Raw genomic sequence first — 12,132 nt, 5'->3', positions numbered from 1 at the left:
TAAATGTCGAACAAGACAACCCTGCTTCCTTCACTTTCGCCAACTGTGGAAAGACTCACTCATGAATTTGACCAGATACCTGCTGAAAGAAAGGAAGTCTTGAGTCAGTTGGTGCGCTTTATTGAAAGCAAAGTTGAAGCTGGCCAGAAAGTATATCTCAACTTTATCTGTACTCACAATTCGCGGAGAAGTCATCTGTCACAAATATGGGCGCAGACTGCGGCACACTACTACAATATCCCGAATGTGATCTGCTTCTCAGGAGGAACTGAGGCAACGGCGTTTAATCCAAGGGCGGTGAAGGCTATGCGACAGGAGGGGTTTTCCATCAAAATGAGAGAGGAAGGTGATAATCCGACATATGAAATTCATTTTGCAGAAAGCGCGGAACCAGTGATCGCCTTTTCTAAAAAGTATGACGACCCGTTCAATTATAGCAAGGACTTCGCGGCGGTAATGACCTGTTCGCATGCCGATGAAAATTGCCCATTGGTGTCGGGGGCCACAGCGCGTATCGCACTTACGTACGATGATCCCAAAAACTTTGACGGCACTCCGCAGGAAGCCTCAAAGTACACTGAACGCGTAAACGAAATCGGGAGAGAAATTCTTTTCGCCTTCTCACAGGTTAGTGCCTGATCCTATGATCAGTCAGAAAAAACCTGGCTTCCTGGATCGCTCACTCGCTTTATGGATCTTCCTCGCCATGATTGTCGGCGTTGCATTAGGAACTTTCTTCGGGTTGAAGAATTGATGAGCCATTTCCAGGCAGGGACAACCCATCTGCTTATTGCTGCCGGACTTATTATTATGATATACCCGCCGCTGGCGAGAGTCAACAGACCGCCTGCGTGCAGAAATGCTCGATTACGGACGTGAACCGAAAAATACTCCTGCAAAAAATAGCTTTCTGGCATTATTCAAGTATGGCATGATTCTTATTCCTACGAATAGGAAAAAAGTCGGAATGAGGAAGTATCACCTTGGAGAGTTTGAGGAAATTGTTATTCAAACCATCGGTATCCGGTATCATGAAGCCTATGGCGTGGCCATAAAGAATGAGGCGATACTTTCAGATCACAGCGCCTGGAAAAAAAGCAATGGAGTATTCGAAGAACACCAGGAATGACCTATGGCGTGCAATTCCTAAAGCGGCTTTGGATCTTAAAATAATTGGATAAGCATCCATGCCTGGTCAAATGCCCCCGAAACTTTTTCTCAGCTTCTTTCGCTGGTACTGTCACCCCAGGCTGGCAGATCACATTGAAGGTGATTTGCTGGAAGACTATGGCAATCGATTGAAGATGTCTGGAAGAAGAAAAGCGGATTTCAGATTTATTATTGATGTATTACTACTCTTCCGGCCAGGTATCATCAGATCAATAGAGGGAGGTAGAAACTTAAACCACTACGACATGTATAAAAGTTACTTTGTAATTGGATGGCGAAATCTTTTGAGAAATAAGGCATTCTCATCCATAAATATTTCCGGGCTTGCGCTCGGCATGGCGTGTAGTTTACTCATTACCCTGTGGGTGCTCGACGAAAAAGGAATGGATGCTTTCCACGAGAATAATGATAATCTCTTTGTAGTCTTTCACCGCGGATATCATGACGGACTTATTGATGGAGGCTACGCGAACCCTGCGCTGCTTGCAGAAGAAACCAAAGCAATTTATCCCGAAGTGAAACTGGCTACCTCTTTAAGCCTCACACAACTCACAGCGTTTGAGGCGAACAGCAAGACCATGAAAGAAATGGGGAGTTTTGCAAGCCCCGAATTCTTTTCTGTATTCAGCTTTCCATTGCTGGCCGGGACTAAAGAGAGTGCACTTAAAACCACGAGCGACATTGCGATCTCCCGTAAAATGGCGGAAGATTTTTTTGGCTCTGTCGATGCAGCATATGGAAAGTCTATTCGATATCAAAACAGGAAAGACCTGAGGATTACTGCTGTCTTTGAAAATTTGCCTTCGAACACTTCCATGAAGTTTGACTGCCTGATAAACTGGCAAACCTTTATGGATGAAAATGATTGGGCAAAGAATTGGGGGAATAACTGCGCGTTAACCTATGTAGTGCTTCATCCAGGCACTGCTGTCAGCTCGTTCGAAAACAAGTTTCAAAACTTTTTTGACAGGCATGAAGAAGCGCAGAGTGAAACTTATAAAGTCAAACTTGGTCTGCAAAAGTATAGTGACCAATACTTACACTCTCAAATGGAAAATGGAGAGTTTGTAGGCGGACGGATTCAATACGTAAACCTTTTCAGCATTATTGCTGTGTTCATTGTTCTGATTGCGTGCATCAATTCGATGAACCTGACAACAGCATATTCCTTAAAACGCAGCAGGGAAATAGGCGTCAGGAAAGTCGTGGGAGCGTTCAAAAGCGCCTTGGTGAATCAGTTCATTGGCGAAGCCATATTGACTACGCTACTTTCTTTTGCTGTTGGATTGATAATCGTTGTCAGTATTCTCCCTGTTTTCAATAGCATCACGCAAAAGTATATTCAAATTCCTGTAGGCCAACCGTATTTTTGGATATCCATTGTGACGACTGCCGTTCTCATTGGATGTATTTGCGGGAGTTATCCCGCTTTCTATCAGTCTGCGTTTAGTCCGATAAAGGCGCTTCGGGGAGTATTGAGATTCGGAAACAGCGCGCTATGGTTCAGAAGGGGACTTGTAGTCTTTCAATTTGTGCTGTCCATTATGCTTATTACAGGTACGATCGTTGTCTCCAAACAAGTCGGCTATGTACAGAATGTGAACCTCGGTTATGACCGTGAAAATCTAATTTATATACCGCTCGAAGGAGACTTGGGCGCCAAGTATGAAGTATTCAAAGATCTTAGTGAGGACATCAATGGTGTAAAGTCGATCAGTCGTGCAACGGAAAAGCCGACGCGTATAAACAACGGAACCGGAGGTGTCGAGTGGGAGGGGAAGGGACCGGGCTCATTCCTGGAGTTTACACAAGTAGCTGTCGGTTATGATTTCATTGAGACTATGGGGATGGAAATGGACCAAGGCCGGGACTTATCTCCCGAATTCAAGTCCGACAGTGTCGGCTATATTGTTAACCAGGAAGCTCTCAAGTTGATCAATTATGATGATCCTATTGGCAAGCCACTGACTTTATGGGGTACACACGGAAGCATCGTTGGAGTCGTTAAAGACTTTCATTTTAACTCCTTACATACTAACATCGGTCCACTCCTCCTTCGGCTTGGTGAAGAGGGTGCAGGGGGCTGGGCAATCATCAGAGTTGAAGCAGGCAAGACGAAGGAAACACTTGCCGGATTGGAAAAAATCAGCAAGGAACTAAATCCGAAATTTCCATTTACTTATCAATTCTCGGATGAGGAATATCAGAAGTTATATGCCAGTGAACAGGTGGTTAGTAAGCTTTCAAATGCATTTGCGTTCCTTGCCATTGTTATTTCTTGTCTGGGTTTATTGGGGCTAACCATGTTCACTACCGAAAAGCGAACCAAAGAAATCGGCATACGAAAGACTTTGGGTGCTCCTTTGGTTTCGCTGTTTAATTTACTATCGAAGGAGTTGTTTATCCTGATATTCATTGCCATTGTAATAGCCACTCCGTTGGCGTGGTACGTGATGAATGACTGGCTGCAAGCGTACGCCTATAAGATTGAAATCACCATTTGGATATTCATTTACGCGGGAATGCTTGCTGTTTTGATTGCGCTGGTAACCATTGGTTTTCAAACCATGAAGGCGTCGCTTATGAATCCTGTCAGGAGTTTACGATCTGAATGATGATCTGTCGGTCTGGTCTTACAAAATACAGAGTGAGTGTGAGAGCGGGAGCGAACCCGCTTACTCTGTTTTCTCTTCGCACCCGAACTCACCCTTATGGTTTTAGTTAAGTGAACTACGGAATTCGAGTGGCGTCACCCCTGTATGTTGCTTGAATAATCGCGTAAAGTGTTGTGGATATTTGAACCCGAGCTCATAGGCGATTTCACTTACGGACTTCTCGACATCAAAGATCTTCCCTTTGGCCACATCGATCAATTTCAAATGAATGTAGTCATTGGCCGACTTGCCGGTTTCCTTCTTGATCAGATCTCCAAAATAGTTTGCCGATAGGTTGAGTTCGCTTGCGCAGTAAGCCACTGATGGTAATCCAACGGTTTGTGCCTTATCAGATGCAAAGAAGTCATTAAGTAAAGTTTCAAAGCGTTCAAGAATGCCTCTGTTTGCGTTGTCGCGGGTTATGAACTGGCGATCGTAAAAGCGAACGCAGTAGTTGAGAAACAATTCAATGTTAGTGGCGATTAGTTTCTTGCTATGCTTATCTACTCCGTGCTCGAGTTCGTATTTGACCTTCGAGAAACAATCAAGAATGATTTGTCTTTCGCGTTCAGACAAGTGAAGGGCCTCATTTGTAGTATATGAAAAGAACGAGTAGTCGCTCATGTGGCGCCCAAGAGAGGTGCCATGAATAAAGTCGGAATGGAATACCAGTGCAAGGCCTTGTGGCTGATAAAATTCGTCGCCATAGGATCCAATCACCTGTCCTGGTGCAAGGAACACAAGTGTACCTTCTTCGTAATCGTAGTTACTGATGCCATATTTAAGATCGCCGCACCTGATCTCTTTCAGGAATACAACATAAAACCCATAGCTCATTCTCCTCAGTTGCCTGGGTGCTGCTTTCGACAGATCGACGACGCTAACCAGTGGATGTAGCGTCTCATTTCTGTTGAAAGCGTTGTACTGGCCGATCGTCTCAAACTTCAATATCTCGTCCATAGTGCCTTTCGATTTCTATTCAAAATTAGGGGATCCGGGCCTGATTTCGTCGTGCGAAGGCCCGAATCAGTGAAATTGGTAGATAAACCAGTAATCCGTATAAGCCCGTGGCCCTGGAATGGTAACACCTTTGCATAGTAATCAGACCGGAGATGTTCTCCACGATACTATGAAAAAGAGAAAACTGGGAAACAGCGGGTTGGAGGTATCAGCAATAGGGTTGGGTTGCATGGGCTTAAGCTTCGGATACGGTCCGGCGGCAGATAAGCAGGATGCAATCAATCTGATCCGTACTGCATTCGAACTTGGTGTAAACTTCTTTGACTCGGCGGAAGCATACGGGCCATTCCTGAACGAAGAACTTCTTGGCGAGGCGGTCGCTCCTTTCCGTGATGAGGTTGTTCTTGCAACCAAATTTGGTTTTGAAGGTGGCGTTACCAGCAGAGGACTTAATAGTACTCCGGTAAACATCAAAGCTGTGACTGATGCCGCGCTCAGGCGATTAAAAACTGACCGGATTGATCTGCTCTATCAGCATCGGGTTGATCCCAATGTTCCAATGGAAGACGTTGCCGGCACAGTGAAAGACCTTATTGCTCAAGGTAAGGTTAAACACTTTGGACTATCTGAAGCCGGAGTTGAAAGCATCAAAAGAGCACATGCTATACAGCCGGTAGCTGCCTTGCAAAGTGAGTATTCTATGTGGTGGCGCGAACCCGAAAAAGAAATTCTTCCACTGCTCGAAAAGCTTGGGATTGGATTCGTTCCCTTTAGTCCACTTGGAAAAGGATTTCTTACAGGCGCGATAAATGAAAACACAAAGTTTGATCAAACAGACTTTCGCAACATTGTACCCCGATTTAATGAAGAGAATCGAAGAGCGAATCAGGTTGTAGTTGACAAGATCTCAGCGTTCGCAAAGCAGACGGGTGTTACACCCGCGCAGGTTGCTCTTGCCTGGGTACTTGCACAGAAGCCGTGGATTGTTCCGATTCCAGGCACGACAAAAATCAATCGCCTGCAGGAGAATCTGAAAGCTGAGACGCTTACCCTTACTGATCAGGACCTCGCTGAAATTGAAAGTGCATTTTCGGCAATACAGATTCAGGGCGCACGATATCCTAAACATCTGCAGGAACGCGTAGGCCGATAATAAACCCGAATGATGTGAAAGCCGGAAACATGAAAAGAATAGGATTAATCATATCGATCACAATGACGGCAATAACTATTGTCAACGGGCAGGCAGTTCAAAAGGATCGCCCTCGAAATCCATACTCGCTGGTATATGATGGTGCAATTAATGAGAATGTGAAGGGAAAGGTCAACATTCATCCGGTGACCTATAAGCTGAATGGAATTGACATCGCCGCCAACATCTACACTCCGGCAGGTTATGATGTAGGGAAAAAATATCCGGCGGTTGTAGTAGCGCATCCTAATGGTGGTGTGAAAGAACAGACTGCCGGACTCTACGCGCAACGATTGGCGGAAGCAGGTTACGTTACCATCGCTGCCGATGCAGCCTATCAAGGAGCAAGCGGAGGCGAGCCCCGTCATACCGATAAACCAGCATACAGAATTGACGATATTCATGGCATGGCCGACTTCATTACCACCTATGCAGGAGTTGATGCAACCCGGCTCGGTGTATTAGGAATTTGTGGTGGAGGCGGCTACACGCTGAAAGCTGCACAGTCAGACAAAAGGTTTAAGGCCGTCTCAACTTTAAGCATGTTTAACTCAGGTGAGGTTAGACGTAATGGCTTTCAGAATTCCCAATTGACGACCATCCAGGAGCGTTTGCAAAAGGCATCTGATGCGCGTGCCCAGGAAGCTACAAGTGGTAAGATCATGTACGCAGGTGTGGCAAGCATAACGGATGAAGAAATAGCTAAAACAACAACCGATCTGTATCGTGAAGGATATCAGTATTACTATCGGACTCACGCGCATCCCAATTCAACCTTCCTGTATACGATGAGCAGCTTGCTCGACCTGATGACGTGGGATGCGGCAACGAACATGGATCTGATCAATCAACCTCTGTTGATGATAGTGGGGAGTAAGGCCGACACGAAGTATATGACTGATGAAGCTTTTCCCAAAGCAACCAATGCAAAAAGCAAGGAGATGTTTGTCCTCGATGGTGCTACTCATATTCAAAGCTACTGGAAGCCTGAGTATGTGAACAAGGCTGTGGGCAAACTGACAGACTTCTTCAACAAGAATCTCAATACTGAACAACCTGAATAGTATATGAAGAAGCCTCTAATAACGGTTCTGTCTTGTGTGATGATCCTTGTGTGTGTGATGATCAATTCATGCTATGCCCAGGATAAACGGGACAGCAAGCAATTAACAACCAATAGCGTTTTCCCGAAGGGATCAAAGATCAACAATGACAACTTCAAAGGCACCGCATACTTAAAAATGCTAATAGAGGCTGATAGCGTCAACCCAACTTCGATTGGCAACGTGACGTTTGAGCCCGGTGCGAGAACCAAATGGCACCAGCATCCCGGTGGACAAATCCTGTTGGCCATTGATGGAGTAGGTTATTACCAGGAGAAGGGACAGGCAAAGAGGATTCTAAAGCGAGGAGATGTCATTAAGTGTCCGCCCAATGTGCCTCACTGGCATGGCGCCAGTGTAGAGGCTCCTTTCGTCCAGGTTGCTGTTACCAATCGCCATCTGGGCGAAACGGTATGGCTAGGGGAGGTAACGGAGACAGAATATAAGAATTAAGAATTAAGAATTAAGAATTAAGAATGAATCTGAACCCACAGCATCAATGAGATATAAATGCAGCAGTTTTTTAGTCGCAACTTTTATTCTGTCAGTTTTTTGTGTTAATGCGCAAAAGAAGAAGCCACTTGTAATTGAGGATCAGGGGAGCTTTGCCATTGGTGGTTCCATGAAGACTAATCCAGGGACATTTGATCCGATTAAGCGCACTCCTGAGGGACAAACATTTCATGGTGATCATGCTTATGTGTTTTATCAGATTCCTGTAAATGCTAAAAAACTTCCGCTGGTGTTCTGGCATGGTATCGGACAGTTTTCCAAAACATGGGAGACGACGCCAGATGGACGAGAAGGTTACCAAAACATATTCTTAAGAAGAGGCTTTGGTGTTTATATTATTGATCAACCCCGGAGAGGAAGAGCAAGTCGCAGTATGGACTCCGTTAAGATTGTGCCTACTCCCGATGAACAGACATGGTTTGGAACATTTCGAATTGGTGTATGGCCCGACTACTTTCCGGGAGTACAGTTTGCAAAAGATCCTGAGACGCTCAATCAGTATTTCAGACAAATGGCGCCTAACATTGGAGGGTTTGATTATGATGTCAACTCAGATGCTGTCTCGAAGTTGTTTGATAAGATAGGAGAAGGCATACTAGTTACGCACTCACATGCTGGTGGCTTCGGTTGGCTCACAGCAGTCAAGAACAGTAAAATAAAAGCCATTGTTTCGTACGAGCCCGGAAGTGCGTTCATTTTTCCCGAGGGTGAAATGCCGCAACCCGTTGAAAGTTCAGCAGGTCCTGTGACGGCAGTGGGAAGGCCAATGGATGATTTTATGAAGCTGACTAAAATTCCCATCATCATTTACTATGGCGATAATATTCCATCCAAGCCGGATCCAAATCCAGGGACCGATGGATGGCGTGCGCGCCTGGAAATGGCGAGACGCTGGAGGGATGCCGTTAACAAACATGGGGGGGATGTCACCGTAGTGCATCTGCCAGAGGTGGGCTTGAAGGGGAACACTCACTTCCCGTTCTCCGATTTGAATAATATCGAAGTGGCTGATCTTATGTCGAAATGGTTGAAGGATAAGAAGCTGGATAAGTGAAACAAACAATTATAGGGTGATATAAAATTTAATATAACTGAACGCAATGAGAAAAGTTTTATCTGGAATCTGCCTGCTGGTCATGAGCATGCTCTCAGGCTATGCTCAAACTCAAACTCCGACACCTACAAGCTTTACAAAAGAAGAGCAGGAAGTCGTCAACCTATCAAAAGACAAATGGCAATGGATGGCTGATAAGAACGTAGACAAACTTGCAACGCTCTTTGACGACAAAGCGAAGTTTGTACACATGAGCGGCACGTGGAAAAAGGATGAAGAACTTGAGATTATTAAATCCGGAACCATCTGGTATAAGAAGGCCACGATCCATGATACGGCAATGGAAATGAGCGGCAAGACAGCGATCGTTTGGAATCGCATAACGCTTGAATCTGAAGTTCGTGGCAGTGACGCCAAAGTTGAATTTACGGTAACGGAGGTATATCAAAAGGAAGGCAAAAACTGGAAGATGCTGGCCTTAACATTTAGCAGTGTCCGCGACACGCATGTGATCAAACATTGATTTCAGTATTTGAAGAATCAGCATGCGCCAACAAATTTCAAATAGAGCTTTTTTTAACATTGTTGTCACAATTGTATTGACTTCCATTTTCGGATGTAAGCCAAGCGATAAACATGAAAATACTTGGGCCGACTACAAAGCTGACGCGCATAGTTCCAGTTATTCATCCCTTGATCAAATCAACATCTCCAATGTTAGTCAACTTAAGAGTGCATGGACATTTCAAATGCACGATTTGCCGCAGGATCAGGAGCCGGTATCGAGTCAGGGCAATCCTATTATAGTTGACGGGATCATGTATGTGAATTCTGGCAAGCAAACTATATACGCTATTGATGCGGCTACGGGAAAAGAAATTTGGTCATGCAAAACATTGGATGAAGGCCAGCCCAGTGCTGCGAGCAGAGGTGCGACCTACTGGCAAAATGGCGAAGACAAAAGGATACTATATTCTTCCGGTAATTATTTGATGGCTATTGATGCCAAGACCGGCAATATCATTCCTTCATTCGGAACCAATGGAAAGATCAACCTGAATGAAGGTGTGAGAGATGATCCACAAAAGATCTCAGTTTCTCTTTCAACGCCAGGAAGGGTATTCAAAGATCTGATCATTATAGGATTAAGAACTCCGGATTTTTATGGAGCTCCTCCCGGATACATCCGGGCCTACAATTGCAAGACAGGAAAATTAGAGTGGACGTTTCACACTATTCCGCATCCCGGCGAACCCGGTTATGAGACATGGCCGCCCGATGCATACAAATATGCCGGTGGTGTGAATTGTTGGGCGGGTCTGAGTATTGATGAAGCGAGAGGCATGGTGTTCCTGGCGCTTGGCTCGCCGGCATACGATTATTATGGCATCGGCAGAAAAGGAGAAAACCTCTACGGCAATTGTGTACTCGCATTGGATGCGGCGACTGGTCATTATAAATGGCATTTTCAAACAGTCCATCATGACCTTTGGGATTATGACTTACCTGCCCCGCCAAACTTAGTAACGATTAAAAGGGACGGAAAGGATGTTGACGCAGTGGCTCAGGTTACCAAACATGGTTTTGTGTTTGTACTTGATCGCGAAACCGGCAAACCATTGTATCCTATAGAGGAACGAAAAGTTCCTGCATCAAACATGCCGGGCGAAGAGGCCTGGCCTACCCAGCCTTTTCCTTTAAAACCAAAGGCCTTTGTAAAGCAATCCATGACCGAGGATGATCTTAATCATTATTCCGATGCAGACCACAAAGCCATTCTTGAAAAATTCAGATCAGTGAGATATGAAGGTTTATTCACTCCACCTGATTTAAAGGGATCATTATCTCTGCCCGCGACAAGAGGTGGAGCGAACTGGGGCGGTGCGGCCTATGACCCATCGACATCTTATCTGTATATCAGGGGCAACAACCTGCCGGAAATAGTCACGATCGTTGACCTTGATAAACATTTTGCTGCCCGTGATAATTCAGTTTTTGAAGCAGGTAGAGCCTTGTATCTGAAAAATTGTTCGGCATGTCATGGAGCTGAGAAGAAAGGCGTACCACCCACGTTCCCTTCACTATCAGATATCAAAAACAAAATGGGTGAAAAGGAAGCGCTTGAGAAAACGCGGATGGGTGGCGGTCAGATGCCCGCGTTCAAAGGTGTATTGACTGCAGATGAGGAGCAAGCCATTATTGCTTTTTTGTACGACAAGAAAGGTGGTCAGGTAGCAAAGACGGCCGATACACAAAAAGGTGAATCGAAATCTGTGCGATATGGTAACATCACTGGGTACCAAACATGGTCAGATCCAAGTGGAAATCCTGCAATGAAAGGACCGTGGAATACATTAACAGCCTTAAATCTTTTGACAGGAGAATACGAGTGGCAAATCCCAGTAGGGAATGATGAAAAGCTGCAGGAAAAGGGTGGTTCTATTACGGGCTTGCTGGCCAGGTCTGGTCCTATGGTAACGGCCGGTGGATTGGTGTTCATCAGTGGCGCCGCAGACAAAAAACTATGGGCGTTTGATAAGACCAATGGTAAGATCGTTTGGGAAACATCTCTACCCGCTGCCAACAATGCCAATGTCTGCTCCTTCTCTATCGGAGGCAAACAGTTTGTTGCGCTTGGAGTTGGAGGTACAAAAGAAAAGCCATCCGGCTCCATTATGACGTTCGCATTACCGGATTAGGGAGAGAAATGGCATTTGACTCTAAACAACAAACGAACATGAGTGAAGCAAATCGGTATAATGTAATTTTTCTCTCAATGATCATGGCAGTAGTGTTCAATCATGCAGCTGCTCAGAAAAGTACTGAATCGCCACAATTGCTTTCTGAAAAGCAAAAGTCGATCATCCTGATTTCTGCACTCACAGCGAAAGGTGATCTCGTCAAATTGAAGCCGACGCTTAATGCAGGTCTCGATGGTCATCTCACTATTAATGAAAGTAAAGAGGTACTGGTTCACTTGTATGCCTACTGCGGATTTCCCAGAAGCATTCAAGGTCTCAATACTTTGATCGCCGTTCTTGAAGAGAGAAAAGCCAACGGAATCAAGGACAATCCCGGCCGTGAGGCGACACCTGTGAATGATTCAAATAAGTATGAAACCGGCTGGAGAAATCTCGCAAAGCTTGGTGGGAGGCCCACAGATGGGCCCATTGAAAAACCAACAAGCGGTTATGGTGCGTTCAGTCCTGAGATCGACAGATTCCTGAAAGAGCATTTGTTCGCTGATCTCTTTTCAAGAGATGTACTGACGTTCGCCGAACGAGAGCTTACGACGATCTCTGTGCTTGTCAGCCTTGGTAGTGGCGTGGAGCCCATGCTTGCTTCTCACCTAGGGCTAACTATGAAACAAGGAATAACTAGGAGCCAAATTGAAGAGGCATTTACCCTGATTGAGAAATCAGTGAGCAAAGCAGATGCGGAGGCTGCACGTAAAGTATTTTCAGAAATGTTGTCCCGAAACTGAGG

Annotated in this window: 11 protein-coding genes; 10 read left to right on the top strand and 1 reads right to left on the bottom strand. The window is 45.3% G+C overall.

The annotated features are described in order from the left end of the window. Positions 1-3 precede the first annotated feature (3 nt). From WBG78_RS20630 to WBG78_RS20620, 3 genes are all read left to right on the top strand, one after another. Positions 4-639, top strand: coding sequence for a protein-tyrosine-phosphatase (locus tag WBG78_RS20630; protein ID WP_337328376.1), 636 nt, complete (start codon positions 4-6; stop codon positions 637-639). Between the two features lie 328 nt (positions 640-967). Continuing rightward, positions 968-1,129, top strand: coding sequence for a hypothetical protein (locus WBG78_RS20625; protein WP_337328375.1), 162 nt, complete (start codon positions 968-970; stop codon positions 1,127-1,129). Positions 1,130-1,199: 70 nt separating this feature from the next. Next, positions 1,200-3,785: an FtsX-like permease family protein gene (locus WBG78_RS20620; protein ID WP_337328374.1), complete on the top strand. Its 2,586-nt coding sequence runs from the start codon at positions 1,200-1,202 to the stop codon at positions 3,783-3,785. Between the two features lie 102 nt (positions 3,786-3,887). Here WBG78_RS20620 and WBG78_RS20615 read toward each other — a convergent pair whose 3' ends face one another. After that, complete coding sequence (locus WBG78_RS20615; protein ID WP_337328373.1) at positions 3,888-4,784, bottom strand: helix-turn-helix domain-containing protein; 897 nt, start codon at positions 4,782-4,784, stop codon at positions 3,888-3,890. A gap of 169 nt (positions 4,785-4,953) precedes the next feature. On the opposite strand from WBG78_RS20615, the gene WBG78_RS20610 reads away from it, so the two are divergent. From WBG78_RS20610 to WBG78_RS20580, 7 genes are read left to right on the top strand one after another with little or no spacing between them, the layout of a single operon-like run. Continuing rightward, positions 4,954-5,937 (top strand): aldo/keto reductase, encoded by a 984-nt coding sequence (locus WBG78_RS20610; protein ID WP_337328372.1) that lies wholly within the window; start codon positions 4,954-4,956, stop codon positions 5,935-5,937. A gap of 29 nt (positions 5,938-5,966) precedes the next feature. Then, positions 5,967-7,040 (top strand): alpha/beta hydrolase, encoded by a 1,074-nt coding sequence (locus WBG78_RS20605; RefSeq protein ID WP_337328371.1) that lies wholly within the window; start codon positions 5,967-5,969, stop codon positions 7,038-7,040. A gap of 3 nt (positions 7,041-7,043) precedes the next feature. Continuing rightward, positions 7,044-7,532, top strand: coding sequence for a cupin domain-containing protein (locus tag WBG78_RS20600; protein WP_337328370.1), 489 nt, complete (start codon positions 7,044-7,046; stop codon positions 7,530-7,532). 46 nt (positions 7,533-7,578) lie between these two features. Further along, entirely contained in the window at positions 7,579-8,646 is a 1,068-nt protein-coding gene (locus WBG78_RS20595) for an alpha/beta hydrolase (RefSeq protein ID WP_337328369.1), read from the top strand. Between the two features lie 46 nt (positions 8,647-8,692). Then, positions 8,693-9,169, top strand: a complete 477-nt coding sequence (locus tag WBG78_RS20590) for a nuclear transport factor 2 family protein (RefSeq protein WP_337328368.1) — start codon at positions 8,693-8,695, stop codon at positions 9,167-9,169. Between the two features lie 22 nt (positions 9,170-9,191). Then, entirely contained in the window at positions 9,192-11,345 is a 2,154-nt protein-coding gene (locus WBG78_RS20585; RefSeq protein WP_337328367.1) for a pyrroloquinoline quinone-dependent dehydrogenase, read from the top strand. 38 nt (positions 11,346-11,383) lie between these two features. Next, positions 11,384-12,130, top strand: a complete 747-nt coding sequence (locus tag WBG78_RS20580) for a carboxymuconolactone decarboxylase family protein (protein WP_337328366.1) — start codon at positions 11,384-11,386, stop codon at positions 12,128-12,130. The last annotated feature ends 2 nt before the right edge of the window (positions 12,131-12,132 follow it).

It is taken from the genome of Chryseolinea sp. T2, from assembly GCF_037203685.1.
In the GTDB taxonomy this organism is placed as follows: domain Bacteria; phylum Bacteroidota; class Bacteroidia; order Cytophagales; family Cyclobacteriaceae; genus Chryseolinea.
Note: the sequence above shows the minus strand (reverse complement) of the source record. Positions and strands in the feature narration are given on the sequence as shown.

What these genes read in the sequence shown, in the direction of transcription:
- WBG78_RS20630 (WP_337328376.1), top strand. Translation starts at nt 4, where the DNA reads ATGTCGAACAAGACAACCCTGCTTCCTTCACTTTCGCCAACTGTGGAA.
- WBG78_RS20600 (WP_337328370.1), top strand. Translation starts at nt 7,044, where the DNA reads ATGAAGAAGCCTCTAATAACGGTTCTGTCTTGTGTGATGATCCTTGTG.
- WBG78_RS20605 (WP_337328371.1), top strand. Translation starts at nt 5,967, where the DNA reads ATGAAAAGAATAGGATTAATCATATCGATCACAATGACGGCAATAACT.
- WBG78_RS20615 (WP_337328373.1), bottom strand. Translation starts at nt 4,784, where the DNA reads ATGGACGAGATATTGAAGTTTGAGACGATCGGCCAGTACAACGCTTTC.
- WBG78_RS20625 (WP_337328375.1), top strand. Translation starts at nt 968, where the DNA reads ATGAGGAAGTATCACCTTGGAGAGTTTGAGGAAATTGTTATTCAAACC.
- WBG78_RS20620 (WP_337328374.1), top strand. Translation starts at nt 1,200, where the DNA reads ATGCCCCCGAAACTTTTTCTCAGCTTCTTTCGCTGGTACTGTCACCCC.
- WBG78_RS20580 (WP_337328366.1), top strand. Translation starts at nt 11,384, where the DNA reads ATGAGTGAAGCAAATCGGTATAATGTAATTTTTCTCTCAATGATCATG.
- WBG78_RS20585 (WP_337328367.1), top strand. Translation starts at nt 9,192, where the DNA reads ATGCGCCAACAAATTTCAAATAGAGCTTTTTTTAACATTGTTGTCACA.
- WBG78_RS20610 (WP_337328372.1), top strand. Translation starts at nt 4,954, where the DNA reads ATGAAAAAGAGAAAACTGGGAAACAGCGGGTTGGAGGTATCAGCAATA.
- WBG78_RS20595 (WP_337328369.1), top strand. Translation starts at nt 7,579, where the DNA reads ATGAGATATAAATGCAGCAGTTTTTTAGTCGCAACTTTTATTCTGTCA.
- WBG78_RS20590 (WP_337328368.1), top strand. Translation starts at nt 8,693, where the DNA reads ATGAGAAAAGTTTTATCTGGAATCTGCCTGCTGGTCATGAGCATGCTC.